This window comes from Necropsobacter rosorum (assembly GCF_964241405.1).
GTDB classification, from domain to species: domain Bacteria; phylum Pseudomonadota; class Gammaproteobacteria; order Enterobacterales; family Pasteurellaceae; genus Necropsobacter; species Necropsobacter rosorum.
This window is the reverse complement of record NZ_CAXSXF010000008.1, coordinates 44,712-61,724: the sequence shown is the minus strand read 5'-3', so window position 1 is coordinate 61,724 and position 17,013 is coordinate 44,712. Positions and strand designations below refer to the sequence as shown.

15 protein-coding genes and 1 rRNA gene are annotated in these 17,013 nt (G+C 48.3%); 10 read left to right on the top strand and 6 right to left on the bottom strand.

Annotated elements, in window-relative coordinates; all coding sequences use genetic code 11:
* The 4 genes from ACESOH_RS11705 to ACESOH_RS11690 form a co-directional block, all read right to left on the bottom strand.
* Positions 1 to 78: ribosomal RNA gene (locus tag ACESOH_RS11705) — 16S ribosomal RNA — on the bottom strand; the annotation flags it as partial.
* A gap of 441 nt (positions 79 to 519) precedes the next feature.
* The gene (gene hemG, locus ACESOH_RS11700) at positions 520 to 1,029 is read right to left on the bottom strand and encodes a menaquinone-dependent protoporphyrinogen IX dehydrogenase (RefSeq protein ID WP_373101293.1); all 510 of its coding nucleotides are present in this window, start codon (positions 1,027 to 1,029) and stop codon (positions 520 to 522) included.
* Positions 1,030 to 2,490 carry a TrkH family potassium uptake protein gene (locus ACESOH_RS11695; protein WP_373101292.1) on the bottom strand — a complete coding sequence of 487 codons (1,461 nt, stop codon included), beginning with the start codon at positions 2,488 to 2,490 and terminating at the stop codon, positions 1,030 to 1,032. It lies immediately after the preceding gene.
* 11 nt (positions 2,491 to 2,501) lie between these two features.
* Complete coding sequence (locus tag ACESOH_RS11690; RefSeq protein WP_373101290.1) at positions 2,502 to 3,137, bottom strand: YigZ family protein; 636 nt, start codon at positions 3,135 to 3,137, stop codon at positions 2,502 to 2,504.
* 51 nt (positions 3,138 to 3,188) lie between these two features.
* Between ACESOH_RS11690 and tusA the strand changes: the two genes are divergently transcribed.
* Positions 3,189 to 3,428, top strand: coding sequence for a sulfurtransferase TusA (gene tusA / locus ACESOH_RS11685; RefSeq protein WP_373101289.1), 240 nt, complete (start codon positions 3,189 to 3,191; stop codon positions 3,426 to 3,428).
* 62 nt (positions 3,429 to 3,490) lie between these two features.
* Here the strand turns inward: tusA and ACESOH_RS11680 are convergent, their stop codons facing one another.
* Positions 3,491 to 6,058 (bottom strand): ATP-binding protein, encoded by a 2,568-nt coding sequence (locus ACESOH_RS11680; RefSeq protein ID WP_444335313.1) that lies wholly within the window; start codon positions 6,056 to 6,058, stop codon positions 3,491 to 3,493.
* Between the two features lie 149 nt (positions 6,059 to 6,207).
* Between ACESOH_RS11680 and ACESOH_RS11675 the strand changes: the two genes are divergently transcribed.
* From ACESOH_RS11675 to ACESOH_RS11665, 3 genes are read left to right on the top strand one after another with little or no spacing between them, the layout of a single operon-like run.
* On the top strand, positions 6,208 to 7,722 hold the full coding sequence (locus ACESOH_RS11675) for a sugar ABC transporter ATP-binding protein (protein WP_373101297.1): 1,515 nt from the start codon (positions 6,208 to 6,210) through the stop codon (positions 7,720 to 7,722).
* A gap of 30 nt (positions 7,723 to 7,752) precedes the next feature.
* Positions 7,753 to 8,730, top strand: a complete 978-nt coding sequence (locus ACESOH_RS11670; RefSeq protein ID WP_373101286.1) for an ABC transporter permease subunit — start codon at positions 7,753 to 7,755, stop codon at positions 8,728 to 8,730.
* A 32-nt stretch (positions 8,731 to 8,762) separates the two neighbouring features.
* Positions 8,763 to 9,692 (top strand): ABC transporter substrate-binding protein, encoded by a 930-nt coding sequence (locus tag ACESOH_RS11665; RefSeq protein ID WP_373101285.1) that lies wholly within the window; start codon positions 8,763 to 8,765, stop codon positions 9,690 to 9,692.
* A gap of 38 nt (positions 9,693 to 9,730) precedes the next feature.
* Here ACESOH_RS11665 and ACESOH_RS11660 read toward each other — a convergent pair whose 3' ends face one another.
* Positions 9,731 to 10,471 (bottom strand): response regulator transcription factor, encoded by a 741-nt coding sequence (locus tag ACESOH_RS11660; protein ID WP_032093921.1) that lies wholly within the window; start codon positions 10,469 to 10,471, stop codon positions 9,731 to 9,733.
* 117 nt (positions 10,472 to 10,588) lie between these two features.
* Here ACESOH_RS11660 and mak point away from each other — a divergent pair, with 117 nt between their 5' ends.
* From mak to araG, 6 genes are all read left to right on the top strand, one after another.
* On the top strand, positions 10,589 to 11,503 hold the full coding sequence (gene mak / locus ACESOH_RS11655; RefSeq protein ID WP_373101284.1) for a fructokinase: 915 nt from the start codon (positions 10,589 to 10,591) through the stop codon (positions 11,501 to 11,503).
* Between the two features lie 65 nt (positions 11,504 to 11,568).
* Positions 11,569 to 12,255 (top strand): D-lyxose/D-mannose family sugar isomerase, encoded by a 687-nt coding sequence (locus tag ACESOH_RS11650; protein WP_032093923.1) that lies wholly within the window; start codon positions 11,569 to 11,571, stop codon positions 12,253 to 12,255.
* Between the two features lie 3 nt (positions 12,256 to 12,258).
* Positions 12,259 to 13,137, top strand: a complete 879-nt coding sequence (locus tag ACESOH_RS11645) for a ketose 1,6-bisphosphate aldolase (RefSeq protein WP_373101282.1) — start codon at positions 12,259 to 12,261, stop codon at positions 13,135 to 13,137.
* On the top strand, positions 13,130 to 14,122 hold the full coding sequence (locus tag ACESOH_RS11640) for a carbohydrate kinase family protein (RefSeq protein ID WP_373101280.1): 993 nt from the start codon (positions 13,130 to 13,132) through the stop codon (positions 14,120 to 14,122). Before ACESOH_RS11645 ends, ACESOH_RS11640 begins: the two co-directional genes overlap by 8 nt.
* A gap of 281 nt (positions 14,123 to 14,403) precedes the next feature.
* Positions 14,404 to 15,420 carry an arabinose ABC transporter substrate-binding protein gene (locus tag ACESOH_RS11635; protein ID WP_373101278.1) on the top strand — a complete coding sequence of 339 codons (1,017 nt, stop codon included), beginning with the start codon at positions 14,404 to 14,406 and terminating at the stop codon, positions 15,418 to 15,420.
* A gap of 84 nt (positions 15,421 to 15,504) precedes the next feature.
* A complete protein-coding gene (gene araG, locus ACESOH_RS11630) occupies positions 15,505 to 17,007 on the top strand; it encodes an L-arabinose ABC transporter ATP-binding protein AraG (RefSeq protein ID WP_373101277.1) in 1,503 nt (500 codons plus the stop codon).
* Positions 17,008 to 17,013: the final 6 nt, after the last annotated feature.

Below are 17,013 nucleotides of genomic sequence, written 5' to 3'. Positions count from 1 at the left end.
CATCCGCGACCGTTCGACTTGCATGTGTTAAGCCTGCCGCCAGCGTTCAATCTGAGCCATGATCAAACTCTTCAATTAAAGCTTGATTCGCTCAATAACTGCTACTAGCTAAAAATTTCATTCCATCAAATTAAAACATAACGTAATAAAATGAAAGAATCATGAATTTCAAGTTAAGCACTTATCAAGACTTCAAAATTAAAAAAATATTTTTCAACAAAGTCAATCAACAAGTGCCCACACAGATTGTCTGATAAATTGTTAAAGAACAGTTGCATGAAGCAAGGCGTGCAAGTATAAACACAATCGTTCATCTCGTCAAGCGGTTATTTTTCCGTTTCAGTAAAAAACTGACCGCCGCTTTCGCCTACCCGCCGTCATCGCGGCTGCGGAGGCGTATTATAGAGATTTGCTTTATTGACGCAAGATATTTTTTGAGAAAATGATCGCAAATGCTTTTTTATTAAACAAATCTGCATAAATAGCGTTATTTTCATCCTATTTATGCAGATTGCGGCATCACGTTAACTTTTCTGCAAACGCTTTGACTTTCTGCCAATCCGTATATTCAATCTCTTTTGTCGGATCGGTTTCGCCACCGGTAATCTTCATAATCAACTGAATCATTATGCGATCAAAAAAACGATAACGCGGATAGCGCAGCGCACCGGCAAAAACCGCTGCCAGTTCAGGCTTCCACTGAATGCGCTGTAAAAATTTTCTGACATAAACATTGGTTTCCGGCGTATCTTTGCCGACTTTGCGCGCGGTGAGATTGACGCCGAAAAACGCACTGGGCTTTTTATTCAAAAGTGCGGTCTGTTTTTTTACAAAATCGTCCAGCGCCCGTTCAAAATGGCCGTAACGGATTGATGCGCCGATAATAATTCGATCGGCCCGAACCAGTGATGATTCCGCCACCTCATGCAGCGATTGAACCGTGACATTGCCGCTCAATTCCTTCGCGATAAAATCGGCGATTTTTTTTGTCTGCCCGTCACGGCTTGAATATAAAATTAAGGTTTCCATCTAACTTTTCCAGAATGCCGAGGTACCGAGTACCAGCAATGAAAACAGCTCCAACCGGCCGCATACCATCGCAAATGAGAAGATAAATTTTGCATTATCCGGGACATTTTCAAAGCTCTGACCGGTCATGCCCAAACCCGGACCAGCATTCGTCAATGTCGCCAACACCCCGCCGATCGCGTCAAACGTTTCCATGCCGCATAAAATCGCGGCAAAAACGCAAATTAAAAAGACAAACACAAACGTGATAAAAAAAGCCCAAATACTTTCGATAATCCGTTGCGGCAAAATATCCTTGCCGAATTTAATCGGCTGCACCAAATTGGGGTGAACCAGATGATTTAATTCTCTTTTAACCTGCAAACTCAGCACCAGCACCCGGATCGCTTTCAAGCCGCCGGTGGTCGAACCGCCGCAGCCGCCGATCACCGCCGCCACAACCAACAGCAAAGACAATGATGCCGGTAAGGTATTAATATCGAAAATCGTGTAGCCTGCCGTCATAGACATGGACGACAGTTGCAACGCGCCTTGTGCGATGGCATCGAATACGCTTAAATCATAGCTTAAATATAATCCGAGCGAAAAAACGACGATAAAACCAATCTGCATAAAAAAGAAAAAGCGAAATTCCGGATCGGCATAATAATTTTTCCATATGCCGATGCGTTTAAAATTCGACAGCAATGCAATATGCAAGCTGAAATTACAGCCCGCAATTAACATAAAAATGGCCGTAATGATGTAAATCGTCGAATTATTAAAATAACCGATATTGGCATCATGGGTGGAAAATCCCCCGTTTGAAATGGTGGAAAAACTGTGTCCTATGGCATCAAACACGTTCATGCCCGCAAACCAATAGGCAAAGGCGCACAGCACCGTGAGAAACAGATAAGTGAACCATAATAATTTGGCAATTTCTGCAATTCTGGGGCGCATTTTCTGTTCTTTCAGCGGCCCGGAGGATTCCGCCCGGTATAACTGCGTTCCGCCGATCCCCAGCAAAGGAATAATCGCAACGGCAAGCACGATGATCCCCATCCCGCCAATCCACTGTAAAAACTGACGATAAAATAACATGGCTTTCGGCAGCTTATCCAGCTCCGACATCACCGTCGCGCCGGTTGTGGTTAATCCGGAGAACGATTCGAACACCGCATCCGCAAAACTTAAATGCGTCAGTTCAAACAGCATTAACGGGATAGATCCCAGCAAACCGAGCACCGTCCAGAAAAGCACAACAATCAGAAACCCTTCCCGCGAGCGCAGCTCCTGCTTATGCGCCCGGAACATCCACCACAATACCGCCCCGACACTCAAACTAATGGCAAACGCCTGCATAAAGGCCTTACCGCCGCCGTCACCATACAGTAACGCCACAAATGCCGGCGCCAGCATGGTGATGGAAAAACACATCACCAGAATACCGACGATCCGCACAATAGATAAAATATGCACAATCTTCTCTCTTATTTCGCCCGCCGCAAATGCAGAGTGCCGGCGAAACATGCTGTTAATTCCTGCTGAAATGGCGCTAGTTTATCATCACTTACGCCCAACTCAAACTGTACCGCCGCCTGAAAATCCTGCGCGTCAATCCGCACATCATATTTTTCGCACAGCGATTGTATGCGCTGTACCTGCCCGTAACCGCAGGTGAGTATATAGTGCCGGCGCTGCGTTTTTAACTGTGTCTCCAGCAACGTCAGCGCCTGCCGCACACCGTTGGCATAAGCGCGCACCAGCCCGCCGGTGCCCAACAAAATCCCGCCGTAATAACGCACCACCACCGCACTAATCTCACCGATTCCGCTGCCCAATAAGATATTCAGCATCGGTTTTCCCGCACAGCCCGCCGGTTCACCGTCATCGGAAAAACCGAGCGCCAGCGAATTATCCGGCTGCCCCGCCACGCAAGCCCAGCAGTGATGACGCGCCTGCGGATGACGCCGTCGGGTTGCCTGCCAGAATAATTTCGCCTGCTCAACTCCCGGCGTATGCGCCAGATAAGTGATAAAACGGCTTTTCTTTATTTCTTCTTCAAAAACGACCGCACTTTTCGGGATCGGATATTGCATAATGCCTTCTTTGCTTTTGACCGTCATTTGATTGAACGGTATTATACGCACAAAACGGATGAAACGAATAAGCAAATCATGAACCACATTACCATTCATCACACACTTGATGCGCAAGGGCTACGCTGCCCGGAACCCGTTATGCTGGTGCGCAAACAAATCCGCCATATGCAACCCGGCGAAGTGCTGCTGATTATCGCCGACGACCCGGCCACCACCCGGGATATTCCGAGCTTCTGTCAGTTTATGGAACACCGCCTGCTGAAAAGTGAAACGGAAGGCATACCGTTTAAATACTGGGTGCAAAAAGGCAAGTAAAATACGGCAAAAACTTCGCCAAAAGTTACCGCACTTTTCAGGCAAAGCCTGTCCGGCGACGGTTACAAACGGCTTAACATGCGCTGTAACGCCGCCGGTTTAAACGGTTTATTCAAAACAGGAAATTTTACCGATTTATCCGCGGATTCCCTGTAATTTCCGGTCATTAACAGAATTTTGCAGGCAGGGCAGTGCTGACGAACCCGTTGCGCCACATCAATGCCATTGATTTTACCCGTCAGCACAATATCGGATAACAGATAATCGACGCAATTGCCCTGTTTTACATAATCCGTCGCCTGCTCACCGGTTTCAAACACAATCGGCAGATAGTGCATTTCCCTAAGCTGCTCGGCTAACGTGTCGCGCAGTGCGGGCTGATCCTCCACCAGCAAAACCGATTTCATGTCATTGTTGCGCGGCATAAGATCACGATTCTCATCCGAGTGCGTTTGCGGCTGAACGGCGAGCGGAAGCTGTAAATTCACGCAGGTTCCGCTACCCGGTTCGGATTGTACAATCACCCGTCCTTTTGACTGGCGGATAAACCCATACACCATCGACAATCCCAAACCGCTGCCTTTGCCGTTTTTCTTGGTTGTGAAGAAAGGTTCGAAAATCTGTTTCCGGGTTGTGTCATCCATGCCGCAACCGTGATCAATAATAGCAATCTGCACCATTTGTTCTTTTTTATAAGTACGCTGTACCAGCAGTTGACAAGATTTGATCAGAATTTCACCTTCGCCGTCCAGCGCATCTTTCGCATTCAGGATTAAATTCACCAAGGCGGTTTCCAGCTGATTTTTATCAATATAAACCGGCGGCAAATTCTCCGCCAAATCCAACCGCACTTTCACCGTCGCCGGCAGACTATGTTCCATCAGTTCGGCAAAATCCATCAACAGCTGATTAATATCCAATACGCCGGGATAAAGCGGTTGCTTTCTGGCATAAGCCAACAGGCGCTGAGTCAGGGTTGCACTGTTCTCCGCCGCTTTTAGCGCATTGTGCAGCCGTTTGGCCTGCTTTTCCGTGAGGGTTGCCGGATCAATCATGTCCAGATTGCCGATAATGACCGCCAATAAATTATTAAAATCATGGGCGATACCGCCGGTTAAATGACCGATCGTGCGCATTTTCTGACTATGCGCCAGCTCGCTTTCCAGTTTTCTGCGCTGCGTCCGGTCAATTAAAAACGCCACTAACCCGCCGTCTTGTAGAAAACTGATGCGCCATTCAAAAATCAAATGATTAAATACGATTTCCAACGGTTCTTGTTCGCGCCGCATTTCACACAACAATTCAACCGTTATCGCCCGCTCGGAGCCATACACGGCGGCATGATGGCGGCGCATAAATTTCACCAATGCAGGCAGATTCCATTCGGGCTGCGGCACCGCCTGTTCAAGCCCCAGCAATAAGGCAAACTGCGCATTATAAGACACCAGTTTGTATTGCTTATCAAAAATCGCCAGCCCATCGCGCATTGCCAAAAAAGTTTGTTGCAGTAATGCGTCCGTCTGATCCAGTTTGACGACATTTTGATGAAAAACATCAAATGCCCGCGCTAAATCTCCGATTTCGTCCTGCGTCTGCTGTTGTGGTACGGTGGCATTTTTATCTCCTTTGGAAAGACGAATTAACGCCTCGGTAATGGATGACAGCCGGGTACCGATTAACCGATAAATATAACGACCTAAAATAATGACTAACAGAATAATAAACCCGGCCAGTAGCAATACCGACAGAATATAGCGTGAAAGATCGCCCTGAAGCCGTTCAAACGTCCCATTCACTTCCTGCGTTTTCTGCCCTGCCAGCCGGCTGTAATTTTTATCAATATGATTGACCAGCGCATCAATCTGATTGGTCAGAAACAAAATCCGCAGATTCACTCGATTTAATTCATCCGATTGTTTGATCACATCATCAAACGCCTGTTCCACTTTATGCCATTCCTGTTCAATGGCCGGGAAAGACGTCATGGCGGGTAAAAAAGAAAACATCGCCTGAATACTCAAAAACGTACTCGGCGAATAGCTACTGCGCGTTGCATCTTCAATCAGATTTTCAATTTTGCTCAATGGCGGCAGAAAATGGCCGGATAAGGGATCTCGTGTTTGCAAACGCTTAATATGACGGATATGCAGCAGACTCTGATTGAGTTTACTGATAATCGTCGTGCGGACAATATGCCGCCGATAGGCCTGATGTAACAGTTCTTTGACGCTCTGTTCCAGCGCGCGCAGGGATTGCACAAGATCGGCAAATGGTCTGTTTGCTTTCGCGCCGGCATGTTTTTCCACATCGTTTAACAGTAAATGAACCTGCTGAATATGCTGTTCCAGTTGCTCTGACGCTTCCTTATATTCCAGCGCACGGATAGTCTGACTTAAACGGGTGGAATAGGTCGAAATCTGTGAGGTTTTAACGCCCAGCGTCATGGAAGAAAACAGCTGATTTAGTGATCTATCTCTCAAATTTGACAAAGAATGATAAGTATTGCTTAACCCGATTACCGCACTGAAACTGATCAGTACAATCAGAAAAATGGCCATAAAAACAAAAAATATTAACCGCACTTTTACCGTATAACGCTTTGTAAATATTGTATTTTTCAGATTTATCATGATTTTCTACCGCACTTTGCTCAGCCGTTCAGCGTCTTATTCTAGCGATAAAAATTCGCAGAATTATGACATTTATGAACAAGATTAAACATTTTCCGTTCACATTCCTGTGCTGTAATAACCGTCAAGTTCAGTCGGAGGATAAAACGATGGAGCAGGCGACACGGATTCCGCAACAACCGTTGCTAAAAATGCAAGGTATTGCCAAACGATTCGGCAGTTTTTATGCGCTGCAGGACGTCAATCTGGATATTTATCGTGGCGAAATTCACGCCTTAATGGGCGAAAACGGCGCCGGGAAAAGTACACTGATGAAAATTCTTGCCGGCGTATATACCGCAACGTCCGGTAACATCTATATTGATAATCAGCGGTTTGCCATCACCTCGCCTAAAGACGCTATTCGCGCAGGTATTACATTGATTTATCAGGAAATTCATCTTTCTCCCAACCTGACTGTCGCCGAAAATATTTTTTTAGGCCGGGAAATAAAAAATTGCCTCGGGTTAAACCGAAAACACATGGCACGGCAGGCGCAGGAGGTGTTAAATCGACTCGGCGCACAGTTTTCCGCCGCGCAGAAAGTCGCCTCGCTGACCATCGCCGAACAGCAACAGGTGGAAATCGCCCGCGCGTTGCACCGCAACAGCCGCATCCTCGTGATGGACGAACCGACAGCGGCGCTTTCTTCCAGAGAGACCGAGCATTTATTTGCGTTAATCAAAAAATTGCGTAACGAAGGTTTGGCAATCATTTATATCAGTCATCGCATGGCCGAAATCTACGAGCTGGCGGATCGGGTCAGTGTATTGCGCGACGGTCGATATGTCGGTTCGCTGACGCGTGAAGCCATTAATGCTTCAGCATTAGTGCAAATGATGGTCGGGCGTCCGCTGACGGATTTATTCAATAAAGAAAAAGTACCGATAGGCGATGAAGTCCTGCGTATCGAACACTTATCCGACGGCAAAAAAGTACAGGACGCCTCACTGTGCGTTAGGGCAGGTGAAATCGTCGGTTTATCCGGTTTGGTCGGTGCCGGACGTTCCGAACTGGCACGGTTATTATTTGGGGTCAGCCCGAAAACGCAAGGCAACATTTTTCTGAACGGTGCACCAATCAGCTTCGGCTCGCCGCGCGATGCGATTGTTCATCATGTCGCATTGTTGCCGGAAAACCGAAAAGAAGAAGGGTTGTTTCTGGATATGAATGTCTTTAAAAATATTACGATGGCAACCTTGGAACGTGATGCCACCATGATGGTGATCAATCAGGAGAAAGGGCGGGAAACGGCCGACCGTGCGATTCAAGGGCTGAAAATCCGGGTGCCGAATACCCATGTCAATGTCAGCGGATTATCCGGCGGAAATCAACAGAAAGTGTTGCTTTCCCGCTGGATGGCGATCCGGCCGAAGCTGTTCATTCTCGATGAACCGACTCGGGGGGTGGATGTCGGAGCCAAAAGCGAAATCTATAAAATGATGACCCAAATGGCCAGAGAAGGCGTTGCGATTCTGATGATTTCCAGCGAACTGCCCGAAATCATCGGTATGAGCGATCGCGTTTATGTGATGCGTGAAGGACATATCGTCGGCGAAGTACAGGATAAACAAATTACACAGGAAAATATTATGACGCTGGCTTGCGGTGCGGCGGCGGCATGACGGGTCGAGCAAACGATAAGGAGAATGATTATGGCGGCTATACCGACGACGGAAACCAAACCGGCCTTTAAAAAACCCGCTGTTGCGGAGGCGGTGCAGGCAATGGGGATCCTGCCGATTCTCATATTGATTGTTATCGTCTTTTCATTTATCGCGCCGAATTTCATGACCGAAGCGAATATGATGAATATTACACGTCAGGCTTCCATTAATATTGTACTTGCCGCCGGCATGACATTCGTCATTTTAACCGGCGGAATAGACCTTTCCGTCGGCTCTATTTTAGGTGTGACTGCCGTAATGGCGTTAGTCAGTTCTCTTAATCCGGCGCTGGCCGATTTTGCCGTACCGATCGCGTTAATTGCCGGTCTCGGTATGGGAATGTTTAACGGTTTGCTGGTCGCTTATGCCGGATTGCCGCCATTTATCGTTACGTTAGGCACCTATACCGCATTGCGCGGCGCTGCTTATCTGGTAGCGGACGGAACCACCGTCATTAATTCTAAAATCACTTTTTCTTGGATAGGAAACGGCTATCTCGGTTCAATACCCTGGTTGGTGATTATCGCCTTTGTCGTCATTGCCGTATGCTGGTTCATTTTACGTCGAACCACCTTAGGAACGCATATTTATGCCGTAGGCGGTAATTTACAGGCGGCACGCTTAACCGGTATTAAAGTCTCGTTAATTTTCATCTTCGTCTATGCCGTAAGCGGCCTGTTATCCGGACTCGGCGGTGTCATGAGCGCCTCCCGTTTATACAGCGCCAACGGCAATCTCGGGGTCGGCTATGAGCTGGATGCCATTGCCGCCGTTATTTTAGGCGGCACCAGTTTCGTCGGTGGTATCGGAACCATTACCGGAACATTAATAGGCGCCTTGATTATCGCAACGCTCAATAACGGGATGACATTAATGGGCGTATCCTATTTCTGGCAGCTTGTTATAAAAGGCGGCGTAATCATCATCGCGGTATTGATTGATAAATACCGTACCCGAACATCTTAAACGTTCATTCCATGTGAAACAGGAGAAACCCTATGAAATTAAAAACATTAGCCGTCTCTTTGCTGTTAGCCGTCGCGCCGTTTTCTCAGGCAAAGGAATTAAAATCCATCGGTGTGACGGTCGGTGATTTGGCAAATCCGTTTTTCGTGCAAATCGCAAAAGGTGCGGAGCTAAAAGCCAAAGAATTGGCGGGCGATAACGTGAAAGTCACGTTAGTTTCCAGCGGTTACGACTTAGGTCAGCAGGTTGCCCAGATTGATAACTTCATCGCCGCCGGCACCGACATGATTATCCTTAACGCGGCGGATTCCAAAGGCATCGGCCCGGCGGTACAACGGGCGCGTGATGCGGGAATTATCGTCATTGCGGTTGACGTTGCGGCGGACGGTGCCAACGCGACGGTAACCTCAAATAACTATCAGGCCGGCGAAATTGCCTGCCGGACCATTATGGACAAAATCAACAATAAAGGGAATGTGGTGATCATAAACGGCCCACCGGTATCCGCCGTACAAGATCGCGTGCAAGGCTGTATGGACGTATTTGCCAAAGTGCCGGATATCAAAGTGTTATCCCACAATCAAAATGCCAAGGGCAGTCGTGAAGGCGGTTTAGAGGTTATGACCTCATTACTTATCGCCCACCCGAAAATCGATGCCGTCTTCGCTATCAACGATCCGACTGCAATCGGCGCGGATTTGGCTGCCAAACAGGCTCAGCGCAGCGAATTTTTTATTATGGGCGTGGATGGTTCTCCTGACGGCGAGGAAGCATTAAAACAGCCCGACAGCCTGTTTATAGGCACGCCGGCACAGGATCCGCAGGTTATGGCGGCGGAAGCGGTGAAAATCGGTTACGACATTCTGCAAGGCAAAGCCGCACCGCAAGATCCGGTATTAATTCCGGTCACCTTAATCAATCGCGATAATATTAAAGACTATAAAGGCTGGACAGTGAAATAAACGGGCAGAATTTCGCTCTTCTTCGCCGCAGAGCGAAATTATCCTCGAATTGCGGTATTGAATGGATTTACCCGGATAACGTCACAGGCGAATAAATACCCTGTTCCGCGGATGGTTTGAATAAAACTTGGCGCTTTCGGATTCGGTTCGATTTTTTTACGCAGCCGCATAATTAATACGTCAATAGTGCGGTCGAAAATTTCCAGACTTTCGCTGTGAGTCAATTCCAGCAGTTTTTGTCTGGATAACACTTTTTGCGGATGGGTGGCTAAGGCGTGCAGTAACACATATTCGCCTTGCGTTAATCCTACTTCCTGTTTGCGCGGCGAAATTAATTTATGGTTTTCCGTATCTAAAAACCATTGATGAAAACACAGGCCGTTATGTTGATATACGGGTGCAGCATGTTGCGGCAGGGAGCGTCGGATTGCCGCTTTGGCGCGCGCCACGACGACGCGCGGATAAAACGGTTTGGCAATATAATCATCCGCGCCCATTTCCAGCCCCACAACAACGTCGGATTCGGCGCCTAACCCGCTGAGCATAATAACCGGCACCGGGGTCAGCGCCTTAATTTGCTGCAACAATAACAAACCGTTGATATCGGGCAGAATGAGGTCTAAAAAAATTAACGCAACATCCGGTTCGGCCTGTAATAACGCCAATGCGCCCGCGCCGCTTTGCGCACTTTGAGCGGTATAGCCGTGTTGGTTAAAGATATCGACCAGCAGCTCACAAATTTTAATATCGTCGTCAATAATAAGAATTTTGTTTGACATCGTTCATTCACCGTCACTGATTTAGCACGGCAAGTATATAGAATTTATGTACGGAATAATATTAACCAACTCACAAATATAAACATTCACCGACCGGCACAAAACAAAGAGGAAATTATGCGTATAGGTGTTGATTTAGGCGGTACCAAAATCGAAGTGATTGCCCTTTCCGATCAGGGCGACGAACTGTTTCGTAAACGGATTGCCGCACCGCGCGGATCCTATCCGGACACATTAGCGGCAATTAAAAATCTGGTGGACGATGCCGAACGGGCGACCGGACAACGTGGTAGTGTCGGCGTCGGTATTCCCGGCACCCTTTCACCGTTCACCGGTAAAGTAAAAAACGCCAATTCCGTGTGGCTGAACGGACATTCGCTGGATAAAGATTTATCCGCATTGTTACAACGCGAAGTCCGCGTAGCCAACGATGCCAACTGCATGGCCGTATCCGAAGCCACCGACGGGGCCGGCGCCGGCAAAGCGATGGTACTCGCGCTGATTTTAGGCACCGGGTGCGGCTCCGGTATCGTGATTAACGGCAAACCACATAGCGGCGCCAACGGGATCGGCGGAGAATGGGGACATAATATGCTGCCATGGCTGGACGAGGAAGAACAACAGGCCGCAAAGGCAACACCGTGTTACTGCGGCAAATACGGTTGCGTTGAACAATTCGTTTCCGGCACCGGGCTATGCGATGATTACGAACGCCGTTCCGGCAATCGTTTAAAAGGGGATGAAATCGTCAGGCTTGCCGAACAGGGCGATGCCATCGCCGAGCAATCCATGCAGGCTTACGAACGTCGTTTGGCCAAAGCGTTAGCCGCTTATCTTAATATTCTGGATCCCGATGTGGTCGTTCTCGCAGGCGGCGTCTGTAATATCGAGCGTCTTTATCACAACGTACCTAAATTACTGAACGAGTATGTTTTCGGGCATGAATGCGCTACCGAAATAAAAAAAGCCCTGCACGGCGATTCCAGCGGCGTACGCGGGGCGGCATGGTTATGGCCGTTAGAAAATCCCTAACGCCTGCAACGCAACATGTAAAAACACAACAAAAAACGACCGCACTTTCAGTTGGAGACATCATCATGAAACGCTCAGAAATCAATGCCATTATCCGTCATATGAAACATGTGATGCGACATTATCACTTTCACTTACCTGAATTCGCACAATATACGCCGGCAGACTGGCAGGCCATGAATCTCACCGCTAAACGGGAAATTATTGATGCCCACTTAGGCTGGGATGTGACCGACTTCGGCTTAAATCAATTTCACAAAATCGGTTTAACTCTGTTTACCATACGCAATCAATCGCCGACGAACAATAAACCCTATGCGGAAAAAATCATGCTGGTTAATGAAAATCAGGTCACGCCGATGCACTATCATTGGAAAAAAATGGAAGACATCATTAATCGCAGCGGCGGTCATTTAATCGTGCGCCTTTACCGACGCAACGAACACACCGATCTGCCGGACGAACACGCCGATGTGCAGGTCGCCGTTGACGGCGAATCTATCACCGTACCGGCCGGCGGTACCATTTGTCTTCACGAGGGGCAAAGCATTTGTCTGACACCGATGCTGTATCACAGTTTCTGGGCGCAGGAAGGAAAAGGCGCGGTGCTTGCCGGCGAAGTGTCAATGGCCAATGATGATCTGACCGACAACCGCTTTCTAGAACCTTTAGGTCGTTTTTCTCAAATCGAAGAGGACGAAGCGCCGGATCATTTGTTATGCAGTGATTATCAAACCTATATTAAGGAGTAAATAATGGCTTTATTAAATTTGACAGATATTTTGGCGGTAGCGGATAAACATAACTTTGCCGTCGGCGCATTTAATGCCATTGATTCCAATTTTATCGATGCGGTGTTCGATGCGGCAAATGCCAACCGCTCCCCGGTGATTATTAATGTGGCGGAAGTCCATCTGCCGTATATCGATATTTATGCCACCGCGGATTATATCAAGAAAAAAGCGGCGGACTCCGGTTTGCCGGTCTGTTTGAATCTTGATCACGGCTTTACCTTCAGCACCATTGAAACCGCCGTGCAATGCGGCTTTTCTTCCATTATGTTTGACGGCTCAGGCCTGAGTTATGAGCAAAATCTGGCGCAAACCCGCAAAGTTGTCGAGCTGTGCCACCGTTATAATATTTCGGTTGAAGGCGAGCTGGGCGCGGTTGGCGGTGATGAAGGCGGCGCGCTGGAAAGTGCGGCGGATACCGCCTTATATACACCGCCGGAACAAGCGGCGGACTTCGTACAATCCACCGGCATCGACGCACTGGCAGTTGCGATCGGCAACACGCACGGAAAATATAAAGGCGTACCGAAACTGGATTTCGCCCGGCTGACCCAAATTGATAACGCGGTACCCATACCGCTGGTCTTACACGGCGGATCCGGTTTAAGCGCAGAAGATTTCCGTAACGCCATTGCTCGCGGTATCCGCAAAATCAATTTCTTTACCGGTATGTCGCAAGCCGCATTACAAAGTATCGAGCAGGATGTCGCCACCACCGCACTGGTTCATAAATACAATTATTATCTGATTATGATGGAAAATATGCAGCGTGCAATCTCGACAACCGTCGCACAACAAATGGCTATTTTCAACAGCATTCATAAGGCCGAACTCTATGACTAAACGCAAAGGCATTCTGGCAATCGGCAACGTACTGGTGGATCGCACTCTGATGATTTCCGATTACCCGCAGGAAACCATGTTGGCGACAATTTCCCATATCGAACAACATTGCGGCGGCGGTTGTACCAACGTGTTGTTCAACCTTGCCAAACTGGATCCCGAACTGCCGCTGTATTTAAGCGGCGCAATCGGCGATGATGCAGAAGGCCAATTTATTACTCAACAAGCGCTGCAACATCACGTCAATACGGAGGGGCTGTCGCTGACCGCGTTGCCCACATCATTTACGGATGTGATGATCAACAGTCAAAGCGGTGAGCGTACCTTTTTCCATTATGTCGGCGCCATGAGCCTTTACGGGAAACAGCAGATCCTACGGCAAAATCACCCGGCTAAGATCGCGCATATCGCATATTTGCCGCTGCTGCCGGCATTGCTTAATCACCATTTACCCGCTATTTTGCAGGCGCTACGGGATAAAGGCTTGCTGATTTCCATTGATTTGGTTTCCGTCCGCAATAAAGCGATATTCACGCAGCATATCCGGCCGGCGCTGCCTTATATTGATTTTGCGATTATTAATGAGGTGGAAGCCAAAATGCTGACAGATAACGAAGGCTTACCGTCAAATCCGGAAAATTTATTGCGGCTGGCACACCAAATTCAGCGCCTCGGCGTAAAAAACAGCGTCATTGTGCATTGTCCCGAATGGGCGGTTGCCTGCAACCGTGCCGGAGAAAACCGGTGCATTCCGTCTTATTGGGTGGAAAAACAGAATATCGTCAGTACCTTAGGAGCAGGTGACGCATTCTGCGCCGGTTGTTTATACGGCTTGCACCAGAATATGCCGTTGCAGGCGGTTTTGCAGCTGGGTCACAGTCTGGCTTATTTTAATCTGTTTTCCGTTTCCGCCACCGGCGGCGCTGTCAGTTACCCGCAAGTCCAACAATTCCTACGACAAAAAAGCCTGCCGCCTCAAGCTTAAACAAAAGCGCGGTGCATTTTCGCCCTGTTTTATCAACACTTGGCGCCGAAAGAGGTGTAAAAATACACAGAAAAATCACCGCACTTTGCACGCACGTCCGAAAGCTAACAGGAGTTATTAGCTGAATATATGGACGATTGTGCTGTAAATTTAGAATGTGATCCAGATCGAGTATTTTTGTTATCAGACCCTTTAATATGGTTTTGCGATTTACGCAAACTGTATAATCAGTAACATTATCTTATTGATTAAATTAATGATTTAAACTGAAAAGGGGCGAAATGATGAACTTATCCAAAAGAACGTTTCTCAAATCTATTGTGGCGGCGTCAATTTTTGCGGTTGTCGGATTTAATGCCGAACCGGTATATTCCAGCTCGCCCGACACCATCAAACTGGGTTATTTGGTTAAACAGCCGGAAGAGCCTTGGTTCCAGACCGAATGGGCATTTGCCGATAAAGCGGCAAAAGATATCGGCAATGTGCAAATAATTAAAATTGCGGTACCGGACGGTGAAAAAACGCTAAACGCCATTGATAATCTGGCGGCCAGCGGTGCAAAAGGTTTTGTGATTTGTACGCCGGATCCGCGGCTCGGCCCGGCAATTATGGCGAAAGCCAGAGCTTATGACCTTAAAGTGATCGCCGTGGATGATCAATTCTTAAATGCCGCCGGCGAACCGATGACCGAAGTACCGCTGATTATGATGGCCGCCACCGAAATCGGCGAGCGGCAAGGTCAGGAACTCTATAAAGAGATGCAACAGCGCGGCTGGGATGTAAAAGATACGGCGGTGCTGGCCATCACCGCCGATGAACTGGACACCGCGCGCAGACGTACCGAAGGCGCTATCTCGGCGTTAATCAAAGCCGGTTTCCCGGCACAGCATATCTATAAATCCCCGACCAAGAGCAACGATATTCCGGGCGCGCTGGACGCCGCCAATGCGATGTTGGTGCAGCATCCCGAAGTGAAACACTGGCTGATTGTGGGAATGAATGACAACACGGTGTTAGGCGGCGTGCGCGCCACAGAAGGACAGGGCTTTAAAGCCGACAATGTGGTGGCGATCGGTATCAACGGCGTGGATGCGGTCAACGAACTTTCCAAACCGAATCCGACCGGTTTTCTCGGTTCATTGCTGCCAAGCCCGGACGTTCACGGCTATCGCAGTACGGAAATGCTGTATAAATGGATAAAAGACGGCGTTGAGCCGGAAAAATACATCGCCGTGCAGGATGTGGTATTCCTGAAACGCGATAACTTCAAAGCGGAACTGGCGAAAAAAGGCTTGTAATCATTCATTGCCAGTCACTTCTGCCGGCATAGCATCGCCGAATGCCGGCAGCCTTCCCAGATAACCTGAAAAGAGGAATTCGATATGCAAATCCCCTATTTAGAGTTTGACAACATCAGTAAACGCTTCCCCGGTGTCAATGCCCTGCAACATGTATCGTTTAAATGTTACGAGGGCAAAGTCCATGCGCTGATGGGCGAAAACGGTGCGGGCAAATCCACGCTGCTGAAGATTTTAAGCGGTAATTATTTGCCGACCGAAGGAAAATTATCTATCGGCGGCAAAATACTGACCTTTAAAAATACCAAAGAGGCGCTGCTGGCGGGAATTGCGATTATTTATCAGGAACTGAATATCGTGCCGGAAATGACGGTTGCGGAAAATCTGTGTTTAGGGCAACTACCGAACAGATTCGGGGTCATCGATAAGCAGGCGATGACGGAACGGACACAGTATTATTTAGATAAACTGGCATTATCCATTGCGCCGGATACGCCGCTAAAAGCGCTTTCTATCGGGCAATGGCAAATGATCGAAATCGCCAAGGCGCTGAGCCGCGGCGCCAAAATTATTGCCTTCGACGAACCGACCAGCAGCCTGTCCGCCCCGGAAATCGAAAAACTGTTTGCGGTCATTCGCGAGCTGAGAGACGCCGGAAAAGTGATCCTTTATGTTTCGCACCGCATGGAAGAAATTTTCCGTATCAGTGATGAAATCACCGTACTGAAAGACGGTCAGTTCGTGGAAACGTTTTCCGATTTAAGCAAAATCAATCACGACATACTGGTACGCAGTATGGTCGGTCGTCATCTCGGCGATATTTATCGCTATCGTGCGCGTAAGCTCGGCGAAATTCGTTTAAAAACGACCGCACTTTGCGGCACCAAACTGAAAGGCGATTTTAATCTGACCGTGCGCGCCGGTGAAGTGTTGGGGCTGTTCGGCTTAGTCGGCGCCGGTCGTTCGGAGCTGCTGAAAATCATCTTCGGCGCCGATCCGATGACACAGGGCAGCCTTGAGCTGGATGGGCGGCCCGTCACAATCCGCCGGCCGAAAGACGCCATTGAACAAGGTATTGTGCTTTGTCCGGAAGACCGGAAAAAAGAAGGGATTATCCCTACCGCGACAGTGGCCGAAAATATCAATATCAGCGCCAGACGTCTGCATAACCGGCTTAAATTCATTATTAATGAATCTTGGGAACGTAAAAATGCGGAAAAACAGCGTCGCCAAATGAATGTTAAAACGCCGTCCGTCGAACAGCTGGTGGTGAATCTGTCCGGCGGCAATCAGCAAAAAACCATTTTAGGCCGTTGGCTGTCGGAAAATATTAAGGTGCTGTTACTGGATGAACCGACCCGCGGCATTGATGTGGGCGCCAAATCGGAAATTTACGATTTAATTTTCAAACTGGCCGATGAAAAACTGGCGATTATCGTGGTTTCCAGCGATTTACCCGAAATTATCGGCCTGTCGGATCGGATTATCGTCATGCGGGCGCAGCAAATTACCGGCATGGTGGAACGAAAAGACGCCACGGAAGAAACCATTTTGAAACTGGCGATGGTTGACAGCAAAGTCGCTTAACTGAGG

What these genes read in the sequence shown, in the direction of transcription:
- ACESOH_RS11680 (WP_444335313.1), bottom strand. Translation starts at nt 6,058, where the DNA reads ATGATAAATCTGAAAAATACAATATTTACAAAGCGTTATACGGTAAAA.
- ACESOH_RS11690 (WP_373101290.1), bottom strand. Translation starts at nt 3,137, where the DNA reads ATGACGGTCAAAAGCAAAGAAGGCATTATGCAATATCCGATCCCGAAA.
- ACESOH_RS11650 (WP_032093923.1), top strand. Translation starts at nt 11,569, where the DNA reads ATGAAACGCTCAGAAATCAATGCCATTATCCGTCATATGAAACATGTG.
- ACESOH_RS11675 (WP_373101297.1), top strand. Translation starts at nt 6,208, where the DNA reads ATGGAGCAGGCGACACGGATTCCGCAACAACCGTTGCTAAAAATGCAA.
- ACESOH_RS11640 (WP_373101280.1), top strand. Translation starts at nt 13,130, where the DNA reads ATGACTAAACGCAAAGGCATTCTGGCAATCGGCAACGTACTGGTGGAT.
- ACESOH_RS11635 (WP_373101278.1), top strand. Translation starts at nt 14,404, where the DNA reads ATGATGAACTTATCCAAAAGAACGTTTCTCAAATCTATTGTGGCGGCG.
- hemG (WP_373101293.1), bottom strand. Translation starts at nt 1,029, where the DNA reads ATGGAAACCTTAATTTTATATTCAAGCCGTGACGGGCAGACAAAAAAA.
- tusA (WP_373101289.1), top strand. Translation starts at nt 3,189, where the DNA reads ATGAACCACATTACCATTCATCACACACTTGATGCGCAAGGGCTACGC.
- ACESOH_RS11665 (WP_373101285.1), top strand. Translation starts at nt 8,763, where the DNA reads ATGAAATTAAAAACATTAGCCGTCTCTTTGCTGTTAGCCGTCGCGCCG.
- ACESOH_RS11670 (WP_373101286.1), top strand. Translation starts at nt 7,753, where the DNA reads ATGGCGGCTATACCGACGACGGAAACCAAACCGGCCTTTAAAAAACCC.
- ACESOH_RS11660 (WP_032093921.1), bottom strand. Translation starts at nt 10,471, where the DNA reads ATGTCAAACAAAATTCTTATTATTGACGACGATATTAAAATTTGTGAG.
- ACESOH_RS11645 (WP_373101282.1), top strand. Translation starts at nt 12,259, where the DNA reads ATGGCTTTATTAAATTTGACAGATATTTTGGCGGTAGCGGATAAACAT.
- araG (WP_373101277.1), top strand. Translation starts at nt 15,505, where the DNA reads ATGCAAATCCCCTATTTAGAGTTTGACAACATCAGTAAACGCTTCCCC.
- mak (WP_373101284.1), top strand. Translation starts at nt 10,589, where the DNA reads ATGCGTATAGGTGTTGATTTAGGCGGTACCAAAATCGAAGTGATTGCC.